Origin of the sequence: Comamonas sp. Z3 (assembly GCF_008121565.1) — a bacterium.
GTDB lineage: Bacteria > Pseudomonadota > Gammaproteobacteria > Burkholderiales > Burkholderiaceae_C > Comamonas > Comamonas brasiliensis.
In genome coordinates, this window is the sequence record NZ_VOQU01000003.1 from 99930 (window position 1) to 119520 (window position 19591).

A 19591-nucleotide genomic window follows, 5' to 3' on the forward strand; every position below is an offset into this window, starting at 1 on the left:
CTGGTCTTATCGGGCCAGTGGCGGCTGCTCGTCGATGTCCGAGCCCGGGTAGCGTGCAAAGCGGCGGTTCTCGGCGCCATGTACCGGGTCGTTGTCCTTCCAGGGCCAGCCGCCGAACTGGGTTCGGCGATAGTCCTGCATGGCCTGCATGATCTCCTCCTGCGTGTTCATCACAAAGGGGCCGTACTGCGCCACCTTCTCGCCAATCGGCTTGCCCTGCAGCAGCAGCAGCTCTGCGCTGATATCGCCGGTGTTGACCAGCTCCAGATCGCTCTGCGCATCGACATGCATGGCCAGATGTCCATTCACGGCTTCGCCACCCACAGTCATGCTCTTGCCCACAAAGAAGTAGAGCATGCGATGGGTTTCAGGGCCTGTGGCCCTGGGCATGGTCCAGCGGGCGCCGGGCTCGAGCTCGAGCGTCCAGATGGCCACGTCGCTGTTGGCCTGGGAGGCCCAGGACTCGGGCGGTGGCGGCAAGGCCGGGTCCGCACCGTCCAGGGCTCCCGCCACCACGGTGACGGTGGTTTTGCGGCCCGCCGCATCGCTGAAGCTCAGGCGCGGAATCTGCTCGTTCCAGAACATGGTGAAGTGGGGCTCCACCATCTTGTTCCTCGCAGGCAGGTTCAGCCAGATCTGGAAAAGCTCCAGCGGATTGGGCTGGTCGCTGCTCAGCAGCGGAAACATCTCCGAGTGCTGGATGCCCTTGCCGGCCGTGAGCCACTGCACATCGCCGCCGCCGAAGCGCGCTGCCGCACCCAGCGAGTCCGCATGGTCGATGCGGCCCTTGCGCACCAGGGTCACGGTCTCGAAGCCGCGATGCGGGTGGCCCGGGAAGCCCGGAATCGGCTCGCCGTGGTACATCGAAAAGCCATTCCGCGCGCTGAAGTCGCTGCCCATCTCGCGGCCCTCGAACTCCACGGCCTGCACGCCCATCTTGCCGTTGCTGGCCGGATAGCTGTCATCGTGGTGAGCGCAGAACAGAAACGGATCCAGGCAGGGCCAGCGCGCCCCCAGCGGGGCGCTTTCCAGAATGGGGGGGCGATTCGTGGTCATGGAATTCTCCTCTTGAGAGGCCGCTGCCAGCTGCAGTGCCTGAAGTCTCGAAGATAAGGCCGACCCACGGGCTTGAAAGACATCACCGCTGGGACAGTACTTGCCGCTTTTGCAACAACGGCCAGCCTGTCTGCCCGTGCCGGCGCTCAGCCGCGCTGCGGAACGTTCAGCCCTTTTTGCGTCGCCGGGCGGGCCACGAAGGCCTTGAGCACGCGCTGCAGCTCGGGAAACTCGCTCCAGCCCACCAGCTCGGCGGCGTTGTAGCCGTTCTCGTCGACCATATTGCGCACCCAGGGCCAGATGGCGATGTCGGCAATCGTAATCTGCTCACCCATGATCCACTCGCGGCCCTGCATGCGCTGTTCCAGCACGCCCAGCAGACGTTTGGATTCGTTGATATAGCGGTCACGCGGGCGCTTGTCCTCGAAGTCCTTGCCCGCGAACTTGTGGAAGAAGCCGACCTGACCGAACATGGGCCCCACGCCGCCCATCTGGAACATCAGCCACTGCAGCGTCTCGTAGCGCGCTGCAGGGTCTGCGGGCAGCAGCGGGCTGCCGCTCTTGTCGGCCAGATAGATCAGGATGGCCGCCGACTCGAACAGCGCCAGCGGCTTTGCGCCCGGGCCCTGCGGGTCGATGATGGCGGGAATCTTGTTGTTGGGGAAAGTGCCGACAAACTCTGGTGTGAGCTGGTCATTGGTCTGGAAGCTGACCAGATGCGCCTCGTAGGGCAGCTGCATTTCCTCCAGCGCAATCGATACCTTCACGCCGTTGGGGGTGGGCAGCGAGTACAGCTGGATGCGCTCGGGGTGCTGCGCGGGCCATTTGCGGGTCACGGAAAAATCGGCGAGGACTTGGGGTTGCGTCATGGGTTTCCTTCGGAGCGTGTTGGCAATCTCTGCGGCCCCGCAAGGGGCTGTCGGCGTGGCCTGGCAAGCCACGACACAGAGCTCCCGAGCATCCTAACGGTTGTCATGCGGCCTTGCAGGCAGCGCTGCCGATGGCTGGGATGGCCAGATGCGGGTACGCAGATTCCCTCATCGAAGACGGCGCTTCAGCGGGTGATATTGAGTGTTTACAAGAACTGAACACGGAGATATGACATGCATCAGCTTCCAGGCAGGCCCGATTCTTTTTTCACCGGCGCAAAGACGCCTGCTTGCGCTTTGCTGAGCCGGCGGCAAGTGCTGGGCCTGGGCGCTACCGCGCTGGCTGCAGGGCTGATGCTGGCCAGCGGTGCGACCGCTGCCGCAGGCTTTCCGGAGCGCGCCGTGACGGTCGTCGTGCCGTATTCGCCGGCCGGAGGCGTGGACATCGTGACCAGGCTGGTCACCACGCCCATGGCGGAGTTTCTGGGTCAGTCCATCGTGGTGGAAAACAAGCCCGGAGGCGGCACGAATATCGGCATGGCGACAGTGGCACGCTCCGCGCCCAATGGCTATACGCTGCTGACGGCCTCGAACACGCTGACCACCAACAAGGCGCTGTACTCCAAGCTCAGCTTCGACCCCGCGACCGACCTGGTTCCGGTGGGGCGCATCGGCGAGGCCCCGCTGGTGGTCGTGGTCAACGCCAAGTCACCGTACAAAAGCCTGGCCGAACTGATTGCAGCGGGCAAGGCCAAGCCCGGCGCCCTGTCCTATGGCACGGCAGGCGTGGGCAGTTCGGGCCATATGGCGAGTGCCTTGCTGGAAACAGCCGGGCAGTTCAAGGGCGTCCATATTCCCTACAAGGGTGGCTCCACCGCCGTGACGGATCTGCTGGGCGGACGTCTGGACTTCATGGCGATCAATCCGCTGGAAGTCGCGGGTCATGTGAACAGCGGCAACCTGCGCGCACTGGCGGTGCTCAACAAGAATGGCTCGCGCCTGCTGCCCCAGGTGCCTACCGCGCGTTCCCTGGGTGTGGATGTACAGGCCACCGTATGGTGGGGCCTGGTAGCCCCCAAGGGAACGCCTGAGGCCGTGATCCAGACGCTGAACGCTGCACTCAACAAGGCGCTGACCACGCCTGCGGTCACCCAGACGCTGGCTGACATGGGTGCCACGCCCCTGGGAGGAACCCCGGTTCAGTTCGGCAGCTTCATCCAGGCCGAAACCCGGGAACTCGGCGACGTCATCCGAGCCGCCGATATTCGCGCGGACTGATGCCGGCGAAGGCCGCCCTAGCGCAGCAACTGCCAGAACATCTGCACGCAGGGTGATGGCGCCTGCTGCATGCTGACCAGTGCAATGCGCGAATGGCGCGCGGCGTCGGCCAGCGGCTGCAGCACCACGCCGGGCGGGCAGATGCGCTCATAGACGCTGGGCACGATGGACAGCCCCAGGCCGGCGGCCACCAGTGCCAGCATGGTCGAGGTCTCACGCGCTGGCTGGGCGATGCGCGGCACAAAGCCGGCCTCGCTGCACAGCGCCAGAATATGTTCGTGCAGACCGCCACCCAGCACGGCCGGATGCAGCACAAAAGGCTGATCGGCCAGGCTGCTCAGTGCCAGTGGCTCGTTCGCCGCCGAGGCCGCATGCGCCACGGGAAGGGCCAGCCTCAGCTCGTCGCGCCACAGCGTCTGCTCGCGTATCGGCACGGGGATGCGGAAGGTCGGCGAAGGCCGCATAAAGCCGATGTCGATCTGACCGGCCGTCAATGCCGCGATCTGCTCGCCCGTGGTCATATGCTGCAGATCCAGCTCCACCTGCGGGTGGCGGCTGCGAAAGTCGCGCAGCATGGCCGAGAACTCGTCAAACAGCGGCACCGATGCCGTGAAGGCGATGCGCAACCGCCCCGCCAGGCCATGGGCTGCCATGCGCACCAGCTCGCCCGCCTGCTGATGCAGTTCCACGATCTGCCGCGCCTTGTCCTGCAGCAGCAGGCCTGCCGGCGTCAGCGCCACGGCGCGGCGCGAGCGTTCGAACAATTGCGCCCCCATCTCCTGCTCCAGCAGACGGATCTGCTGGCTCAGCGGGGGCTGGCTCATATGCAAACGCTGGGCCGCACGGCTGAAATTCAGCTCCTCGGCCACAGCCAGAAAACAGGTCAGACGGCGCAAATCCATAGGACGATTTTCGTATCAAGTCCAGACGCAAACGGTATTGGACGCAAAGGCCGCAACTTTTCACAATCCGCTCAGCCGCAGAAGCGATGACAACCGTAGCTGTCTGCGTCGATTCAATAAGGGTTCAAGGCCTATCCAGACCCGCCCAATACAGAGAGACATTGATGAAGCCGTTTCCCCTTTTCACCGTTCGCCGAGCCCTTCTGATCAGCGCTGTGGCCCTGGCTGCAGGCTGTGCCCAGCAACCGGGCAGCACGCCCAAGGAGCCCGTGCGCCTCATGACTTCGGGCGGCTTCACTGCAGCACACAAGCTGCTGGCACCGCAGTTCACGGCCCAGACCGGCCTGGCAGTGGAGTCGGCCTATGGCTCGTCCATGGGTGCCTCGCCCACCTCCATTCCCAACCGCCTGAGCAAGGGTGAAAAGGCCGACGTGGTGATTCTGGCGCGTGGCGCGCTCGACGATCTGGCCGCCAAGGGCCTGGTGCGCAACGGCACCCAGATCGACCTGGTGCGCTCTGCCGTGGGCGTGGCCGTGAAGAAGGGTGCCCCCATCCCCGACATCAGCAGCGAGGACAAGCTGCGTCAGGTGCTGCTCAATGCCAAGAGCATTGCCTACTCGGCCAGCGCCAGCGGTACCTACTACGAAACCCAGATGCTCAAGAAGCTGGGCATTCACGACCAGGTCATGCCCAAGAGCAGGAAGATCGTGACCGAGCGTGTGGGCACCATCGTGGCGCGGGGCGAGGCCGAAATCGGCCTGCAGCAGGTCAGCGAACTGCTGCCCATCGAGGGCATCAGCTATGTCGGCACCCTGCCCGATTCGGTGCAGCACTACACCATCTTCTCGGCCGGCACGGCCGGCACTTCCACCAACCCCCAGGGGCTGGAGCAGCTGCTCAAGTTCTACACCTCGCCAGCCGCCGCCAAGACTATCCGGGAAACAGGCCTGGAGCCCGTCGCCCAGCCGCGCTGAGCAGCGCGGACCCGCAAAAAAAGCCCGTCAGGCACAGCCTGCGGGCTTTTTTTGGCGCCAGGCAGCTCAGCGCTTGCTGCCCGGTCCGGCTTTCTGCACCAGGGCCACGGTCAGCCCCTGGGCGGTGACGGTAATGGCGCCAGGCTCCATCGCCAGCGCATCGACCAGGGCCAGATCCTGGTCCTGCAGCTGATAGAGCACCAACTGGCCCATGGCCTGCTCGGCCAGGGCCGTGGCATAAGTACCCAGCATATCGCTGAGCGCGGGCGACAGCCCGTCCATGCTGAGCTGGTTGACCTTGATCTGGTAGGCACGCAAGGTGCGGTCGGTGGGTTCATAGCGCAGGGCGAAATCGACATTGAGCAGGCCGCTGTACTGCTCCTTGAGCACCTTGCCGCTGAGCTCGGCCGGAATCACGGCGTTGAGCATATTGCGCTCGGGCACCATGCTCAGCTGCGGTGCCTTCAGATCCAGCTGCAGCAAACCCGCCACCGGGAACTGCCTGGGGAAACGCCTGGCCAGCATCTCCTGCAGCTTCTGCTGGCTCACGCTCACGCTGCTGGGCACTGACTTGCCCGAGCAGCCCGTGGCAGCCATTCCCAATCCCAATACTGTCACCGCCAACCATGAGCGCCGATTCATCACGACCACCGAACTCCGTAAAACCTGATTCAAAACCCGTGCAAACGCTTGATAAACCAACGCTATCAGCTATGGTTTTTGAGTACTCCATTGTCTCCGAGCCTGCTATTCCACAGAGTCTCGATGGATGTTGGCAGTTCCCTATCTGATGCAATCTGCAGGTAAAAGACTGTTATCTAACGTCCGAGGCCACCAGGGGTTGACCGAAGGCACACGGCAGCAGTGCATGCACAATGATTTGCATGACTGCATATCCCTCTTCCCTCAGCCATGAGGCACTGACTGCCGCCGCCCAGGACACCAGCCTGCCCGACCAGATCCTGGCCCAGTGGTTCGGCAGCCCCAGGCCCGGCAATGCCGATGCCCTCAAGCACAAGACGCAGTGGTTCACCAAATCGGCGGCCTTCGACGAGGAGCTGCGCCAGCGCTTTGGCACTGCGGTAGAGGCCGCTCTGGGCGGTGCCCTGCAGCACTGGGCAAGCCAGGGTCCATGGCAGCAGCTGGCATTGGTGATCCTGCTGGACCAGTTCACGCGCAATATCCACCGCAACACCCCCAAGAGCTTTGCCGGCGACGCACAGGCCCTGGCACTGGCGCTGCAAGCAATGGACTCCGGCAGCGACCGGCTGCTGCCCGAGGTGGCCCGCGTCTTCATGTACCTGCCACTGGAACATGCCGAGGACCCGGCCATGCAGCAACGCAGCGTGGCCGCCTTCGACGCATTGCAGCAGAGCGCCACGGACGCCGAACTGCGCGAATATCTGGCCGGAACGCTGGACTACGCCCATCGCCATCAGGTGGTGATAGAGCGCTTTGGCCGCTTCCCGCACCGCAACCACATTCTGGGCCGCGCCAGCACCGCCGAAGAGGCCGAGTACCTGGCTCAGCCCGGCTCAGGCTTCTAGGGCGATCACGAGCCGCGCGTAGCCTCGCGCAGCGCGGGCTCCTGGCGCGGCTTGTGCTGGCGCATGGGCTTTTTGCCCGCCCCCAGGTCGCGGTGGCGCATGGCCCAGCGCTCCACCGTGTAGAACGACAGGGCCGACAGCGCAGTCGAGATCAGCAGGCCCGCGACCACAGTCACGGGCCAGGAGTAATCGGCACGCAGATAGCGCACCACCGGGTAATGCCAGAGGTAGATGCCGTAGGACAGCTGGCCCAGCTTGATGAGCATTGGCGCCGTCAGCATTTCATAGACCAGACCCGTGGGCTTTTGCACGGCCAGCAGCACGACCAGGGCGGCGCACTCCACCACCGTGACACCCCAGACCATGGCGTGCTGGTTGTCCCATTCCAGCTCCATGATCAAGGGCACGGCCAGCACAAACCACATGGTGTAGGCGCGCAACGACTGCAGACGCTCTATCCATTGGGGGCGCTCCATCATCAGCGCCGCCAGCAGGGCACCGGCCAGCAAACCCGAGGCCCGCGTATCGAATCGGAAGAAGATTTCGTAGAACTGCTGGCCCTGCACCACCCAGAAGATACGCCACAGCGTGCTCAACAGCCACAGCGCCGCAAGCGGCGCCCAGACCCGGCCCGGCGTGGCCTTGCGTAGCAGCAGGACCAGCAGCGGCGGCCAGATCAGATAGAAATGCTCCTCCACCGACAGCGACCACATATGCAGCAGCGTGTCCGGACTGTCGAAGAAGGCAATGCCGTAGTCAGCCAGGTAGAGGATGGAGACCAGGGCGTCCGAATAGATATCCGTGAGGTCTGGCCAGATGAACGGCGCGAACACGCAGTACGCGAGCAGAAACAGCGCCAGCGCAGGCATGAGCCGGAAGAAGCGGCGACGGTAAAAGCGCCAGTAATCGAGCTTGCCATGCTGCTGATATTCCATCAGCAGCAGCGAGGTGATCAGAAAGCCGCTGAGCACGAAGAACAGATCGACGCCGAAGAAGGCGCCGTCGAACATCGGGGCATGTGCGTGCGAGAGCAGCACCAGCACAATGGCTATGCCTCTCAATCCATCGAGCGCTGGGTTGTAGCGCAGCTTGAACGCCGACTCCACCAAAACCGGACACCTTTCCTTTCGCCCAGGCACGGGCCGGGCTTGCAGACAAACGATCACAGCCACGCATGAGACATGGCTGAAGCAGTATTCAGAATTTGAGCAAAGAGGCAGTAACAGCTCTTTGCAGCGACCCGGGGGTCGCAGAGCGCATGGAAACACGCTCGGGGGTGCCGGAACCTGGCAGGCGATTTGTCTGTTGCAGCTCACCGGTGGTGAGGCCACAGAATGTTATGAATGCCCGCAGCCAGACGGCTTGGCGTCTGTTGACAGGTGAACAGACCGGGGCAATTTGAACAGATTTTTGCCACCCGCCCAAGCAGGGGACGGAGCTTGCCGAGCTCTGGCAGGGTCTTGGCAATCCGTGTTAACAATTAAGAACAAAAACAGCAGGCTGTGCCCCACCCACCAGCACCATCAGCTATCAATTTCGAAGCTTCAGGATGACTTGCGGCGCCCGCAAGCGGGCGCACTCTGGTGCACATCGCGCCACAGCAGCATCTCGGCCACGCGTTCGGACTTGTCGTCATCAAAGCCCAGTTGCTGCGCACGCTCGGCGGGGTTGGTCCAGGTGCCGAACAGCATGTCCCACAGCGGCAGGCCGTAGTTCTGCGCATGGTGGCCATGCTGATGGTGCACGGTATGCATTTCCGGGCGCTGCAGCACATAGCCGAGCCAGCGCGGCGTGCGCAGATCGGCATGGGTGAACAGATCGAAGGCCGCCGTCAGCCCCAGGGCCACGGCTGCCGCCGCCGGGCTGGCGCCCAGCACCCAGTAGCTGGAGATCACGCTCAGCAGCATGGCGGCGCAGGAGTCCAACGGATGGGCATAGAACGAGGTCAGCACCTCGATGCGCCGCGCGCTGTGATGCAACTGGTGGAACACGCGCCACAGCAGATCCGAGGCGTGGGTGGCGCGGTGCCACCAGTAAAAGACAAAGCTGGTGATGAAAAAGCTCAACAAGCCCACCAGCAGCGGGTTCCAGCGTGCGCCCACATCCAGCAGCGCATGCTGGCGAATCCGGTCTTCCAGCAACCAGCCCAGCGCCAGCGTGCAGACCAGCGTCAGCGCGCCCAGGGCGCTGCTGTAGATCAGCCAGCGCCGGTCACAGAGATTGCGCGAGGCGGGCGCAATCACCTCGCGCGTGAAGACCGCCACGAACAGCAGCGCAATCAGCGGATAGACCAGGTACTCCAGCACGGCAATCATTTCCCTTGAGGTTTGCCTTGCAGTCTATCGGCTGATGTGGGCCTGCCGCTTTATTGGGGCAATACGAACTGCTCCAGCGGCGTGTCGTTGGGTGCGGCCAGCTGCTTCTTGAGCATCTCGCCCATGGGCAGGTTCAGGTTCACGTTCTTGGGCGCAATGGGCTGCATGAACCATTTGTTGTAGAGCTTGTGCAACTCGCCCGAGCGGATCATCTGCAAAATGGCGCCGTCCACGGCCTTCTTGATCTGCGGGTCGTTCTTGCTGAACTGGATGGCAATCGGCTCGGCACCGATCACCTCGCCCACAATCTTGTAGCCCTTGGGGTTCTTGCTCTGGCCGATCACGCCGGCCAGCATGTTGTCGTCCAGCACAAAGGCATCGACTCGACCCGACTCCAGCATCAGAAAGCTCTCGAACTGGTCCTTGCTCATCAGCGTCTTGAAGTTCAGTTCGTTGTCGCTGGCGTATTTGCGCAGAATCTGTACTGCCGTCGTGCCGGTGATAGCGCCCACATTGCGCCCCTGCAGCTGCTTGAACGAGGTGATGCCCGAATCGGCACGCACGGCCATGCGCACCTCGCTGACATAGGTGGTCAGGCCGAACGCAACCTGCTTCTGGCGCGTGAGGTTGTTTGTCATGCTGGCGCAGTTGAAATCGGCCGTGCCGTTGTTGATCAGCGGCATGGTGTTCTGCGGCGTCAGCACCATGTACTTGATCTGGGCCCTGGGCGCGATCGCATGCACCACGCGCTCGCAGAGGTCCATGTGATAGCCGACGAACTTCTCGTTGGCACCGATCGCGTAGGACATGGGAACCGCAGCCTCCCGCACCCCCAGCACCACGGCGCCGCCTGCCTGCCAGCGCTGCAGCGTGGGCGATGCGGACAGTTCCACCGCCGTGTCGATATTGGCACTGATAGTGGAGCTCGCCGCCTCGGTCTTGCCCGCAGCCATGGCAGAACCCGCACATACCAGCGCTGCTGCCAGCCCGGCCCATTTCAACGACTTGCCCATCATCCACTCCCGAAAAACAAAAGCGCCGAGACCCCTGGTCATCGGCGCTCATCACCCACCCGATCCGGCACGCACCCCATGCCCTCATGAGGCCCTGGCCCGATTGTCGTTGCTCGCTTATCGCTTTGAGTGGAATGCTTATGCCTGCGCGTCGCCTCACACGTCGCGTTTGGCGGGGGCCGCCCCCGTCAGTTCACGCAGGCGCTGATGGACGCTGCTGGCTTCATCGACCGGCTGCTGGTGCTTGGCCCGCAGATAGCGCTCGGTGAACACGCCCAGATAGCTCTCCAGCACCTGGCCAGCCTGCACATCGCCGGCATCGCCCACCAGCTCCAGACACAGGGCCGCCACCTCGCTGGTGCAGAAATGGTCGTCGCGCTTGGATCTGCGCAGCTGGTAGCGGGAGATCAGGTCCGGGTTCAGGCTGAGCACGGGAAAGCCATCGAGATACGGGCTTTTGCGGAACATCTTGCGCGCCTCCGACCAGGTCGCGTCCAGCAGGATGAACAGCGGGCGTCTGCCGGGCTGCAGCGCACGGCTGTCGCCGCCGTCCAGCGTCTCCAGCACACGCTCGGCAGGCTCCGCATATTCGCCGGGAAACACCACATAGGGCTGCCATTGCGGATCGGCCAGCAAGACCTCCAGCTGCGGATCCTGCTCGGTGCGCGACCAGCCGAAGGCATGGGTGTCCTTCACCACATCGGCAATCAGCCAGCCCGTGTTGCTGGGCTTGAGCGGCTCGGCATCATGCATCAGCAGGCAGAAGGCCGCGCGCGTGGCCAGCTCGGGGCGCAGCGCGCACATGCAGTGGGAAGGGCGCAAGCGGCAGCCCTCGCAGCGCTCGCCCTTGGGGCCGCCACGCGCCAGAAACGGACGCGTGCTGCGCGCCAGCCGTGCCTGGCGCAAGCGCGAGACGGCATGCGGGGGCAGCGTGGAGGCAACGGTTTTCTGCGGAGTCAGAGCGGCAGGGGACAAAGGCGTGGAAGCAGGCAAGACGGACACCAGCGGGTTCGGGCAGATGCCCGGATTGTCCCGCCTTTGCCAAACCCAGTGCTGATGCTGCAGGAGCGCCGCTTACTCGCAGCCCCCCTGTTCGAAGGTCGGACCACGGCCAAAACTGAACACCGTGGGCCTGGCATTCCTGAGTCCTGCGGAAATCACATTCCTGAAGCGATCCGGCTCGCAGTTGAAACGCGTGTCCAGCACATAGTCGTCGGACTCGGCCTTGACCATGGCGTCGCGCCAGGCGGCCGTCGCATCCAGCACCTTGCCGTCAACCATGGGGGCCTGCACCGAGTAATTGATGAAGTTGGTCAGGCGCGAGCCCTTGGCCTCCAGATACACCACGGGGTCGGCGGCATTGCCGCACAGCGTCAGGCAGTCGGCGTAATAACGGCTGTCCAGCAAGGGCTCGAAGCCGCCAAAAGTCAGGTCGCCGAGCTTGATATCGGGCTGGCCCTCGGACACATTCAGCACGCTCTTGAGCGAGAGATTGCAGCTGGGTGCGATATCGATCTCGACCGACTCGATCACCTTGTCGGCCTCGTCGCTGACCAGGGTGATATCGCAGCCATCGGTGCGGAACTGGTGGCGGTGGAACTCCGAGCGCATGGCCGGGCCGGCAATCTTTTGCGCATAGGCCAGATTCATGCCTATGGTTTCGGTGCTGAACAGCTGGTCGATCACGCGCCTGGCTTCTGCGGCAGGCGCTGCGGGCGCAGGGGCTGGCGCAGTTGCGGGGGCCTGTGCCGGGGGCGCGGCGCCCTCGGTCTTGGAATCCGAGCAGGCCAGCAGCAATGCCGCTGCCGCCATGGCGCCCGTCCAGACTCCGCAGCGTTTGATCCAGCGATGAGGCATCTCCATATCCTTGTGAGTTCGCAAGCCCCGCAATATAGGTGCAGGCCCCGAAATCACCAAGAACCAGAGGTTTCAGCCTCCCACGCACTCCAGCTCGAACAGCGGCATATCGCCGCTTCGGCTGAGCCAGACACCGCCGCCCAGCTCCTTGAAGTGAGGCTGCAGGCCGCGGCGGTACAGCTCGGCGCGGTGGCGATACAGGCGCGGGTCGGTCAGCTCCTCGTCGATAATGTCGCGCTCGTAGTCCTCACGTGCCACGGCCTCGATGTAGAGACCGCCACGCGACAGCCGGCCCAGATTGGCCAGCGCCTTTTTCAGGTCGGCAGGGCTCAGATAGGGCAGCACGCCCTGGCAGATCACCAGATCGAAAGGCTGACCATCTTTGGGCTGCCAATCCACCACCGAGCCCTGCTCCCAGCCATAGCGCTCGCAGAGATAGGGACTGAACTCCACGCCCTGATACTGCACGCCCGGAAAGTGCTTTTGCACCGCCTCGCGCCACAGGCCTATGCCGCAGCCCACATCAAGCACCCGCTGCACGGGCACGCGCAGATACGCAAGATACGAGCAGACAAACGCACCCAGCCGCCGCGCGTGCTCGGGATCGATCACGCTGGTCTTTTTGTCAAAGTAAAAGCGCTGGTAATACGCCTCGTCAAACCACTCGTTGCTTGCTGATTGCACGCAGCTTCCTTCAAAAAACAAACGGCGCCCGAAGACGCCGAAACTTCAAAAAACCGACGCTGACTCAGGAAAGAGACAGCCAGCAAGGGCCTGAGCGGCCCCGCAGCGTGGCCGTCGTCCCCTACCGGGGGAAGGCGCGCAACGCCTCAGGGAGTTAGATTCTGCCGACCACGGACCAGCCCTTGCGCTGGTCCTGCTTGTTGTTCTCGTAGTCCCATACCGTGCCGCAGCGCTCGCAGACATAGCGGGTCACCGTCGCCGTGGTCGAGCCGCGCTCCTCCTTGCGGTTGCCGCGCTGCATCAGTTCGGCATGGCCGGGGGCTTTGCGCCAGTTGCGCTGAATGCCGGCACAGGCGTCGCACAGATGGTCTTCGGCAGGAGTGGTGGTGTTGGTCATGAAAAAACTACTGAATGTGGTGCAGGCCCCGGACATCCGCCCGCGCTGCAAAGCAGCCATTGTGCCGCCTGCCCCGGTTTTGCACCTGAGGCGGGCACAGCATCACCGCTTGCAGGTCGGGCATGACCGCGTTCGCTGTTGCCGCTCGAAGCTCAAGACCTTGCCAGACAAGCGCAGACAGCTACTGTTTTTGATCCCCACCGCTGAAGACAAAAAAAGGCCGCTTGCGCGGCCCTGGTTCAATCAGCCTCGATCATGCCTTCGCGGGGCGATAGGCCAGACAGATCTTGTTGCCGTCAGGGTCGCGCAGATAGGCCAGATACATGGAATCGCCACGCCAGCCCGGCGCGTCCTCGATAGATACACCGCCCGCTGCCAGGCCCGCCGCATGGGCCGCGTTCACCTGATCGGTGGACTGGGCCAGAAAGCCCGTGGTCGCGCCATTGCCCGAGCTGGCCGTTTCGCCGTTGATGGGCGTGGAGATGGCAAACACGCCCGTGGGGCTGCGGTAGAAGAAGCGGTTCTTGTTGGCAACGCCGGGCGCAATGCCCAGCTGGCCCAGCAGCGCGTCGTAAAAGCGCTTGCTGGACTCCAGATCATTTACACCCAGCATGATGTGGCTAAACATGGTTGTCTCCTGGAAAGGCCCTGTTTCGGGCGAAGATGGGAAATCGGCAAGCCATCGTAACGGGAGCTTGCCGCCCTCTTCTGTCACCCATTTTCAGCCCACCATGCTGCCAGACCATTTCACCCCGGTTCCCCTGGACAAGTCCTACCGCCTGCTCAATCACGGCCCCACGGTCATCGTCTCGGCCCAGCACGCGGGCGAGCGCAATGCCATGAGCGCGGCCTGGGCCTGCGCGCTCGATTTCGCGCCGCCCAAGATCAGCGTGGTGCTCGACAAGGCCACGCGCACGCGTGCGCTGGTCGAGGGCAGCGGCCTCTTTGCCGTGCAACTGCCCACCGTGCCCCAGGCCGCGCTGACGGTGGGCATAGGCACGGACAGCGCCGTCACGGAACCGCGCAAGCTCGTCAAACATGGCGTGCAGCTTTTCGACGCACCGGGCTTCGATGTACCGCTGGTGGCTGGCTGCGCCGCCTGGCTGGTCTGCAAGCTGATTCACGAGCCGCACAACCAGCAGAGCTATGACCTGTTCATCGCCGAAGTCGTGGGCGCCTGGGCCGACGAGCGCGTGTTCCGCAACGGACACTGGGAGTTCGGCTCCGCCCCCGCCGAGCTGCGCACCCTGCACTATGTGGCCGGGGGGCAGTTCTTTGCGATCGGCGAATCGGTGCTGGTGAAGTAGAAGCTTTCATGGCAGAAGCGCTTATGCATCAAGCGCTGGCAGCTATCAAAATCATGGGCACTTTGCCGTGACGGCCACTGACACCCTCAGGCGCCCTGACCCGCAGCGCCAGCGCACCCGGGTATTTGTAACCGCCTTGATTTAGACTGCATCACTGACTGACATATCAATCAACCCATGACTGCAGGTGCCGTACCGCCGCACAGGGCAGCGATCTCTGCTATCAATCACCGCGAAGTGACAGGCCATGGCGCAAGAGTTTTTCGATCCCGTGCTGTTCATCAAGGAGGATGCGCCGACTGTGGTCGATCTGTCGCAGACACCGTTCTTCTGCAATCTCCACGGCTACCCGCACTACTGCGCAGAGCCGCCCGCAGGCTTGACGGTGCTGGAGCCGGCCATCAGCAATCCCGAGGTCGCCATCGGCAACGCATACCGCGTCCTTTCGGCAACCACCACGCATCCGCAGCCCGAATACGGCAGCCAGACCCAGCTGGTGTTCCAGGCCGAACGGATCGAGTACCAGGCCCTGGCCGCAACCCCTGAAACAGCAGCGGCTTTCGGCATGACGCTGATCGAGTCGGGACAGGGCATACGCATCACCAGCCCGCAGCCGCATCTTTCGCTGGTCGACTATGAATACGGCATGTTTGCCGGGCACCGCTCGCCCTATGAGGGTACGGGCTATCGCCTGCTGGGCAAGGTCTGCACCGATCTCGAGCATCACGATTTCCCGCATGTCTTCACCTCCATCGATCCGCATCTGCCGCTGGTGATTTCGGTGGGAAAGTACTGGCCACAGCAGCAGAAAATCTGTCTCGCCGACCTCTGGCTGCCGCGCGGCAAGGCCTTGTATGTGCCGCCCCGGCCGAGCCTGCCCGGCCAGACCTGCCTGGATCTGCACGGCAACCGCAACTCGGCCCTGGCCTGCTGGCGCGGGATAGCGCGCTCCAGCGTCAGAACCCAGACCCTGCTGCAGACCGAAGGCGGCTATTTCTACTGGTTCTGGAACGAGCTGCCCACCACCCATCCCCTTCTGGACATGACAGGAGCGCTCCATGCTTGAAGTCCGACCCCGCCTGCGCACACTCGAACCCGACACCGGCAACCGCCTCTACCAGACGCTGCTGGAGTCCACCCTGGCGATCCCCTTCAAGATCGACTGGGCCAGCCAGAAATACAGCTATATCGGGCCGCAGATCGCCGATCTGCTGGGCTGGAGCCCCGAGAGCTGGGAGACCGTGAACGACTGGGCCGAACGCATTCACCCCGACGAGCGCGAGCAAACCGTCTCGCGCTGCGTGGAGCTGTGCCTGGCCGGCGTGGACCACGAGGCCGAGTACCGCGCGCTGACCAGCGACAACCGCTTTGTCTGGGTCAGGGAAGTCGTGCATGTGCTCTGCGACGAGCAAGGCCAGACCACGGCCCTGATCGGCTTCACCTTCGACATCACCGAGCAGAAGAAATCCGAGCAGCTGCGCGCCGAGCTGGAAGCCCAGAAGCTCTCCAACGCACGCCTGCAGGAGCGCCTGCGCCTGACCCACGATCTGCACGACGGCCTGGGCGCCGAGCTGGTCCACATGATTGCCTCGGTCGAGCAGGGCAGCGAAGCCCTGACCCGGCCCCAGGTGCTGTCCATGCTCAAGCTCATCCGCAACGACCTGCGCCAGAGCATAGACAACAATGCCTCGGCCCAGGTGCGCGTGCCCGCCACTCCGCAGGAATGGCTGGCACCCTTGCGCCGCCGCTTCAACGATCTTTTCGAGGCCCTGGGCATACGCTGCGACTGGCAGTTTCCGCAAAGCTGGAGCCAGCCGCCCAACGCGCTGCAATATCTGGCGCTGACCCGGCTCATCGAAGAGGCGCTGACCAACGTCATCAAGCACAGCCAGGCGCGCCATGTGCGACTGTCCCTGCGGCAACCCCAGGCGCAGGAGCTGCTGCTGGAGATCGAGGACGACGGCGTCGGCTTTGATGTGCAGGCCGTGGAGGCATCGGGTCTGGGCGTGGGCATGCGCTCCATGGCAGTGCGCATTGCACGGGTCGGTGGACTGCTGGAGATTGAGTCCTCGCCGGGGCGGACGGCTTTGACGGCGAGGGTGGTGTTGGGGGCTGAGGACTGAGCTTTTGGGGCTGTGGGGCCTGTGTAATAAGCGCTGGCAGCTATCGGGTTTAGTGCTTTGCCAAATTTGAGTTCAGAGGGCGGGTCTCGGCCCGCCTTGCCGACTTACTTTCTTGCTTGTGCAAGAAAGTAAGCAAAGAACACAGCCCGACTGTCTGCGTCCCTGCGCTTCGCTACGGGCAAACCTGCGTCACGCCATTCAGGCTGCGGTGCGGCAAAACTCGCTTTGCGCTACGCGCGCCGCTCAAACAGGTTGCCGCAAATTTGTTCACGATGCAACGCTGTCCTGCGGCAGCGTTGCCCGCAGCCCGAACCGCGTGCCGCAGGCGCAGACACACGGGTGGGAGCGGGTACGGACGGCCTGCCCGAGTTGTGACGAAACTGGCTTCAAGCCCGATTGCTGATTGCGGTAGCAGCTATTAATTTCACAAAGAAGCTATCTGGCTGTCCGCATTCGGTATCGCCCCTTTTGCCCACGCCTGCGACGGCAAGTTCTTGGGGCTGGCTGCTGCACCACAGAGTGCAGCAGCTTCGTGCTCTAACTTGCGGCCGTTTGTTTGAACGTAGCGGCTTGCCGCGAAGTGAGTTGGGCCGCACAGCCCCAAGAGCTTGACGGCGCAGGTTGCCCCGTAGCGTAGCGAAGGGGACGCGGGCGGCAGGGGCTGTGTTCTTTGCTTACTTTCTTGCACAAGCAAGAAAGTAAGGCGGCTGGCGGGCCGAGACCCGCCCTCTGTCCATCAATCGGGCATGTCGTTAAAAGAAAAAATTCAAGCCAAATCAGCCTTTCCCCAAGGCAGACCAGGCGCTAACAGCTATCAAAAAAGAAAGGCATGTGGCCCCGCAGGAACCACATGCCCCATCAGCCTCAAACCCAGGCGCACAAAGCGCCATCAGCCATCAATATTCGAGGCAGATCTTGCCGAAATGCCTGCCAGCGGCCTGATGCTCGAAGGCCGCCACCATCTGCTCCAGCGGATAACGGCTGTCGATCACGGGCTTCCAGCCGAAGTTCTCCAGCGCGCGCACCATGTCCTGCTGCTGCTCGCGGCTGCCGACAATCAGGCCCTTGAGGGTTTGCTGCTTGCGCATCATCTCCACCGTGGGCACGGCGCCCGCAAAACCGGTGAGCACGCCGATCAGCGCGATATGGCCGCCCACGGCGCAGGCGCGAATCGACTGGGGCAGAGTGCCAGGGCCGCCGACCTCGACCACGATGTCGGCACCGCGACCGCCGGTGGCGGCCAGCACGGCGTCGCCCCATTCGGGCTGCTCCTTGTAGTTGATCACCAGATCGGCCCCCAATGCCTTGAGCTGCTCGGCCTTGGCCGCGCTCGAGGTGGTGGCGATGACGGTGGCGCCCATGCTCCTGGCCATCTGCAGCGCAAAGATGGAGACGCCGCCCGTGCCCAGCACCAGCACGGTGTCGCCGGCCTTGAGATGGCCGTCCACTACCAGCGCGCGCCAGGCCGTGAGGCCGGCCGTGGTCAGCGTGGCGGCCTCGGCATGGCTCCAGCCCTTGGGGGCATGGGTAAAGCTGGTGGCGGGCAGGTTCACGAACTCGCGTGCAAAGCCGTCCACGCCGTCGCCGGGCACGAGCTGGAAGTCGGACGGCACATGGCGGCCCGACAGCCATTGCGGAAAGAAGGTCGAGACCACGGCATCGCCCGCGGCAAATTCCTTCACGCCTGCGCCCACTGCCGTGACCAGGCCTGCGCCGTCGGCCATGGGAATGCGGCCGTCGGCCGCCGCGCCGGGACGGCGCACCACGCCCAGGTCGTGGTAGTTGAGCGAGCTGGCGTGAATACGCACCTGGATCTCGCCCGCAGCAGGCGCCGCAGGTGCGGGCAGCTCGACAAGCTTCAGGTTTTCGAAACCGCCGGGCGCGGCCAGTTGCATGACTTTCATGGAGTGCTCCTCAAGAGGTGAAACAGATGCTGCGCATGGTGCCGTCAATGCGCAGCCACCACCAGTACCAACATATTTGTTGGGTAGTATTAAAAATGTAAGCAATGCATGAATGCCGACCGGCGCTACGATCTTGGCGTCCAGAACTGCAGCGAGGTGCCCATGAAACGATTGAACAGCAAGAGCGGCTGCGCCGTGGAGGTGACGCTGTCGGTCATGGGCGGCACCTGGAAGCCCATCATCCTGTTCCAGCTGCTGCATGGCAAAAAGCGCTTTGGCGAGCTGAGCCGTGCCATCCCCGGCATTACCCAGCGCATGCTGACACTGCAGCTGCGCGAGCTTGAAGAAGCCGGCATCGTCGAGCGCACGGTGTATGCCGAGGTGCCGCCGCGCGTGGACTATGCGCTGACCGAGCTGGGCCGCAGCCTGCAGCCGGTGCTGATCGCCATGCGCAACTGGGGCATCGCCTACAGCCAGAACTTTGCTCAGTCCGAGCCGGTGCATGACGCGGATCAAAACGGCGCAAGCTGCCTGCCTGAATTGAAGCAAAAACAGGCTTGAACGCTTTTCCATCAAGCGTCTAAAGCTATCAATTTCAATAAGTCGACAGCAGAAAGCCCACAGGCTGGAAAAGCCCGCGGGCTTGGGTCTGAAACCGCCGCGCTTACTTGCCGGCGGTCAGCGTGGTGTAGCTGTTGATCAGATTGCGATAGTCGGGGATATGGTTGGAGAACAGAGTCCCCAGCCCCTCGATGTCGTTGCGCCAGTCGCGGTGCAGCTCGCAGGCCGCGCCGAACCAGGTCATGAGCTGGGCGCCGGCCTGCTCCATGCGGCTCCAGGCGGCCTGCTGGGTCATGCTGTTGAAGGTGCCCGAGGCATCGGCGATGACGAATACCTCGAAGCCTTCCGCCAGCGCCGAGAGCACGGGGAAAGCCACGCAGACCTCGGTCACCACGCCGGCCACGATGAGCTGCTTCTTGCCCGTGGCCTTGACGGCCTTGACGAAGTCCTCGTTGTCCCAGGCATTGATCTGGCCGGGGCGTGCGATATAGGGGGCGGCGGGGAATTTTTCCTTGAGTTCTGGCACCAGCGGGCCGTTGGGGCCGGTCTCGAAGCTGGTGGTCAGAATCGTGGGCAGCTTGAAGTACTCTGCCATGTCGGCCAGGGCCAGCACATTGTTCTTGAACTTGTCGGGGTCGATATCGCGCACCAGGGACAGCAGGCCGGTCTGGTGATCCACCAGCAGCACGGCGGCATTGTCTTTGTCGAGGCGAACGTAAGGCTTTGGGCTCATGGGAATCTCCTTCAAGAGTGGAGGGGGTGAAAGCCGGCGGGCTTGCCCGCCGGTGGGAAAACGCGATACCA

General features: G+C 63.5%; 21 protein-coding genes. 7 read left to right on the forward strand and 14 right to left on the reverse strand.

Going from position 1 to position 19591, the window contains the following annotated elements; genetic code table 11:
* Positions 1-6 precede the first annotated feature (6 nt).
* Positions 7-1056, reverse strand: a complete 1050-nt coding sequence (locus FSY59_RS09030) for a pirin family protein (protein WP_148728838.1) — start codon at positions 1054-1056, stop codon at positions 7-9.
* Positions 1057-1202: 146 nt separating this feature from the next.
* Positions 1203-1925, reverse strand: a complete 723-nt coding sequence (locus FSY59_RS09035) for a glutathione binding-like protein (RefSeq protein WP_003060318.1) — start codon at positions 1923-1925, stop codon at positions 1203-1205.
* 234 nt (positions 1926-2159) lie between these two features.
* Here FSY59_RS09035 and FSY59_RS09040 point away from each other — a divergent pair, with 234 nt between their 5' ends.
* Positions 2160-3203 (forward strand): tripartite tricarboxylate transporter substrate binding protein, encoded by a 1044-nt coding sequence (locus FSY59_RS09040; RefSeq protein WP_043375784.1) that lies wholly within the window; start codon positions 2160-2162, stop codon positions 3201-3203.
* Between the two features lie 17 nt (positions 3204-3220).
* On the opposite strand, the gene FSY59_RS09045 is transcribed toward FSY59_RS09040, so the two are convergent.
* A complete protein-coding gene (locus FSY59_RS09045; protein WP_003060314.1) occupies positions 3221-4105 on the reverse strand; it encodes a LysR family transcriptional regulator in 885 nt (294 codons plus the stop codon).
* A 164-nt stretch (positions 4106-4269) separates the two neighbouring features.
* On the opposite strand from FSY59_RS09045, the gene FSY59_RS09050 reads away from it, so the two are divergent.
* On the forward strand, positions 4270-5079 hold the full coding sequence (locus FSY59_RS09050) for a substrate-binding domain-containing protein (RefSeq protein ID WP_003060312.1): 810 nt from the start codon (positions 4270-4272) through the stop codon (positions 5077-5079).
* Between the two features lie 66 nt (positions 5080-5145).
* Here the strand turns inward: FSY59_RS09050 and FSY59_RS09055 are convergent, their stop codons facing one another.
* Complete coding sequence (locus tag FSY59_RS09055; protein WP_003060310.1) at positions 5146-5676, reverse strand: hypothetical protein; 531 nt, start codon at positions 5674-5676, stop codon at positions 5146-5148.
* A gap of 287 nt (positions 5677-5963) precedes the next feature.
* On the opposite strand from FSY59_RS09055, the gene FSY59_RS09060 reads away from it, so the two are divergent.
* Positions 5964-6626 carry a DUF924 family protein gene (locus FSY59_RS09060; protein ID WP_148728839.1) on the forward strand — a complete coding sequence of 221 codons (663 nt, stop codon included), beginning with the start codon at positions 5964-5966 and terminating at the stop codon, positions 6624-6626.
* Positions 6627-6631: 5 nt separating this feature from the next.
* On the opposite strand, the gene FSY59_RS09065 is transcribed toward FSY59_RS09060, so the two are convergent.
* The 8 genes from FSY59_RS09065 to FSY59_RS09100 form a co-directional block, all read right to left on the reverse strand.
* A complete protein-coding gene (locus FSY59_RS09065; RefSeq protein WP_019042693.1) occupies positions 6632-7735 on the reverse strand; it encodes an acyltransferase in 1104 nt (367 codons plus the stop codon).
* A gap of 435 nt (positions 7736-8170) precedes the next feature.
* On the reverse strand, positions 8171-8941 hold the full coding sequence (locus tag FSY59_RS09070) for a sterol desaturase family protein (RefSeq protein WP_148728840.1): 771 nt from the start codon (positions 8939-8941) through the stop codon (positions 8171-8173).
* Positions 8942-8991: 50 nt separating this feature from the next.
* Positions 8992-9954, reverse strand: coding sequence for a transporter substrate-binding domain-containing protein (locus FSY59_RS09075; RefSeq protein WP_148729019.1), 963 nt, complete (start codon positions 9952-9954; stop codon positions 8992-8994).
* A gap of 156 nt (positions 9955-10110) precedes the next feature.
* Positions 10111-10947 carry a tRNA-uridine aminocarboxypropyltransferase gene (locus tag FSY59_RS09080; protein WP_019042691.1) on the reverse strand — a complete coding sequence of 279 codons (837 nt, stop codon included), beginning with the start codon at positions 10945-10947 and terminating at the stop codon, positions 10111-10113.
* Between the two features lie 81 nt (positions 10948-11028).
* Positions 11029-11811, reverse strand: coding sequence for a hypothetical protein (locus FSY59_RS09085; RefSeq protein WP_148728841.1), 783 nt, complete (start codon positions 11809-11811; stop codon positions 11029-11031).
* 72 nt (positions 11812-11883) lie between these two features.
* Positions 11884-12495: a class I SAM-dependent methyltransferase gene (locus tag FSY59_RS09090; RefSeq protein WP_043377070.1), complete on the reverse strand. Its 612-nt coding sequence runs from the start codon at positions 12493-12495 to the stop codon at positions 11884-11886.
* 154 nt (positions 12496-12649) lie between these two features.
* Entirely contained in the window at positions 12650-12892 is a 243-nt protein-coding gene (locus tag FSY59_RS09095) for a hypothetical protein (protein WP_019042688.1), read from the reverse strand.
* A 253-nt stretch (positions 12893-13145) separates the two neighbouring features.
* Positions 13146-13520 carry a VOC family protein gene (locus FSY59_RS09100; protein ID WP_003060301.1) on the reverse strand — a complete coding sequence of 125 codons (375 nt, stop codon included), beginning with the start codon at positions 13518-13520 and terminating at the stop codon, positions 13146-13148.
* 103 nt (positions 13521-13623) lie between these two features.
* Between FSY59_RS09100 and FSY59_RS09105 the strand changes: the two genes are divergently transcribed.
* From FSY59_RS09105 to FSY59_RS09115, 3 genes are all read left to right on the forward strand, one after another.
* Entirely contained in the window at positions 13624-14199 is a 576-nt protein-coding gene (locus tag FSY59_RS09105; RefSeq protein WP_003060299.1) for a flavin reductase family protein, read from the forward strand.
* A gap of 247 nt (positions 14200-14446) precedes the next feature.
* Positions 14447-15265, forward strand: a complete 819-nt coding sequence (locus FSY59_RS09110; RefSeq protein WP_043375791.1) for a hypothetical protein — start codon at positions 14447-14449, stop codon at positions 15263-15265.
* Positions 15258-16322, forward strand: a complete 1065-nt coding sequence (locus FSY59_RS09115) for a PAS domain-containing protein (RefSeq protein WP_148728842.1) — start codon at positions 15258-15260, stop codon at positions 16320-16322. The genes FSY59_RS09110 and FSY59_RS09115 overlap by 8 nt, the downstream gene beginning before the upstream one ends.
* An 896-nt stretch (positions 16323-17218) precedes the next feature.
* Here the strand turns inward: FSY59_RS09115 and FSY59_RS09120 are convergent.
* Entirely contained in the window at positions 17219-18226 is a 1008-nt protein-coding gene (locus FSY59_RS09120; RefSeq protein ID WP_003060294.1) for an NAD(P)-dependent alcohol dehydrogenase, read from the reverse strand.
* Positions 18227-18388: 162 nt separating this feature from the next.
* Here FSY59_RS09120 and FSY59_RS09125 point away from each other — a divergent pair, with 162 nt between their 5' ends.
* On the forward strand, positions 18389-18787 hold the full coding sequence (locus tag FSY59_RS09125; RefSeq protein WP_034399467.1) for a helix-turn-helix domain-containing protein: 399 nt from the start codon (positions 18389-18391) through the stop codon (positions 18785-18787).
* A gap of 103 nt (positions 18788-18890) precedes the next feature.
* On the opposite strand, the gene ycaC is transcribed toward FSY59_RS09125, so the two are convergent.
* Positions 18891-19520, reverse strand: a complete 630-nt coding sequence (gene ycaC, locus FSY59_RS09130) for an isochorismate family cysteine hydrolase YcaC (RefSeq protein WP_148728843.1) — start codon at positions 19518-19520, stop codon at positions 18891-18893.
* Positions 19521-19591: the final 71 nt, after the last annotated feature.

Coding starts and splice junctions, on each gene's coding strand:
- FSY59_RS09030 (WP_148728838.1), bottom strand. CDS start 1,056: ATGACCACGAATCGCCCCCCCATTCTGGAAAGCGCCCCGCTGGGGGCG.
- FSY59_RS09035 (WP_003060318.1), bottom strand. CDS start 1,925: ATGACGCAACCCCAAGTCCTCGCCGATTTTTCCGTGACCCGCAAATGG.
- FSY59_RS09040 (WP_043375784.1), top strand. CDS start 2,160: ATGCATCAGCTTCCAGGCAGGCCCGATTCTTTTTTCACCGGCGCAAAG.
- FSY59_RS09045 (WP_003060314.1), bottom strand. CDS start 4,105: ATGGATTTGCGCCGTCTGACCTGTTTTCTGGCTGTGGCCGAGGAGCTG.
- FSY59_RS09050 (WP_003060312.1), top strand. CDS start 4,270: ATGAAGCCGTTTCCCCTTTTCACCGTTCGCCGAGCCCTTCTGATCAGC.
- FSY59_RS09055 (WP_003060310.1), bottom strand. CDS start 5,676: ATGGCTGCCACGGGCTGCTCGGGCAAGTCAGTGCCCAGCAGCGTGAGC.
- FSY59_RS09060 (WP_148728839.1), top strand. CDS start 5,964: ATGACTGCATATCCCTCTTCCCTCAGCCATGAGGCACTGACTGCCGCC.
- FSY59_RS09070 (WP_148728840.1), bottom strand. CDS start 8,941: ATGATTGCCGTGCTGGAGTACCTGGTCTATCCGCTGATTGCGCTGCTG.
- FSY59_RS09075 (WP_148729019.1), bottom strand. CDS start 9,954: ATGGGCAAGTCGTTGAAATGGGCCGGGCTGGCAGCAGCGCTGGTATGT.
- FSY59_RS09085 (WP_148728841.1), bottom strand. CDS start 11,811: ATGCCTCATCGCTGGATCAAACGCTGCGGAGTCTGGACGGGCGCCATG.
- FSY59_RS09095 (WP_019042688.1), bottom strand. CDS start 12,892: ATGACCAACACCACCACTCCTGCCGAAGACCATCTGTGCGACGCCTGT.
- FSY59_RS09100 (WP_003060301.1), bottom strand. CDS start 13,520: ATGTTTAGCCACATCATGCTGGGTGTAAATGATCTGGAGTCCAGCAAG.
- FSY59_RS09105 (WP_003060299.1), top strand. CDS start 13,624: ATGCTGCCAGACCATTTCACCCCGGTTCCCCTGGACAAGTCCTACCGC.
- FSY59_RS09110 (WP_043375791.1), top strand. CDS start 14,447: ATGGCGCAAGAGTTTTTCGATCCCGTGCTGTTCATCAAGGAGGATGCG.
- FSY59_RS09115 (WP_148728842.1), top strand. CDS start 15,258: ATGCTTGAAGTCCGACCCCGCCTGCGCACACTCGAACCCGACACCGGC.
- FSY59_RS09120 (WP_003060294.1), bottom strand. CDS start 18,226: ATGAAAGTCATGCAACTGGCCGCGCCCGGCGGTTTCGAAAACCTGAAG.
- FSY59_RS09125 (WP_034399467.1), top strand. CDS start 18,389: ATGAAACGATTGAACAGCAAGAGCGGCTGCGCCGTGGAGGTGACGCTG.
- ycaC (WP_148728843.1), bottom strand. CDS start 19,520: ATGAGCCCAAAGCCTTACGTTCGCCTCGACAAAGACAATGCCGCCGTG.